At 65.0% G+C, this 1,031-nt stretch carries 1 protein-coding gene; it reads right to left on the bottom strand.

Features of this window, described 5'->3' with window-relative positions; translation table 11 throughout:
- Nucleotides 1-947, bottom strand: a 947-nt coding sequence (locus L5876_RS14510; RefSeq protein ID WP_370469071.1) for an IS481 family transposase, incomplete at its 3' end; no start/stop codon positions are given.
- Between the last annotated feature and the right edge of the window lie 84 nt (nt 948-1,031).

Genomic DNA, 1,031 nt, shown 5'->3' with positions numbered 1-1,031 from the left:
GTGTTGTGTCCCGTGAGATTGTTGAGGCGCTGAGCGGGGCTTTCGTAATCGAGACATCGCAGGCGGGTCTGGTTGTAGTTTCGGACGAAGTCGAGGATGTAGCGGTTTCGCTCCTCGTGGGTGTCGAAGCAGTTCTTGCCCTGGTTTTTTCCGTTGGGCGGCTTGGCATTGAGATGGTCCTGGAGGCGGCGGTTGAACCGCTCAACCATGCCGTTCGTCTGGGGCCGGAAGGGCCTGGCGAGCTGATGGCGGATGCCGTTTGCGGCGCAGACCCGGTCGAAGGGGTGCCCCCCGGAGGGCGCATCGGGGGGCTTGCCCTTCTTGTCGACGGCGAAGCGGTCGGTGAACTCCGAGCCATTGTCGGAGAGCACGGTGTGGACCTTCAGCGGGAAGCTGGCCAGGAAGCGTTCGAAGAAGGCTGCGGCATTGGCGGCGCTGCGGGCTGGAGCGATCTCGAGATAGACGTAGCGTGTGGCCCGGTCGATGGCGACGAAGGCATAGGCGGGCCGGCTCTTGAGCCGGGTGAGGTGTTTGACATCGACATGGATGAAGCCGGCCGGGTGACGGGTCTGGAAGCAGCCCGGCGGAGTGCTTTCGGGGGCGGGCCGGGCGGACAGGCCATGACGTTTCCAGCAGCGGTGAAGCGCGGCGCGCGACAGGTCCGGCTTCACACAGCGCCGCATCACTTCCAGGGCATCGTCCAGCGACAGAGCCAGATCGCGGCGCAGGGCAAGGGCGAGAGCCTCTTCATGGGGCAACATGGAGGTCTTGAGCACGTGGGGGGTATGCGAACGGTCATGGACTTCGCTGCGCTGACGCCAGCGCCTGACCGTGGTCTCGGAGACCCCCAGTTCGCGCGCCAGATCCGCCACCCTGCGGCCGCTGGTCTGGATCATCCGGCGCGTCGCCGGGGTCGTGCGCGCATTCGCGTGAAGCCGGACCTGCATCACCCAGCCCTCCGTCTCAACGCAACATAGGCTAGCCCAGCAACGATCGCTGGGGAATCAAAACAATCGTCCGAAACGAAACAC

Origin of the sequence: Hyphobacterium sp. SN044 (assembly GCF_021864465.1) — a bacterium.
GTDB lineage: Bacteria > Pseudomonadota > Alphaproteobacteria > Caulobacterales > Maricaulaceae > Hyphobacterium.
The sequence above is the reverse complement of the archived record's forward strand: the minus strand, read 5'-3'. Positions and strand labels throughout refer to the sequence as shown.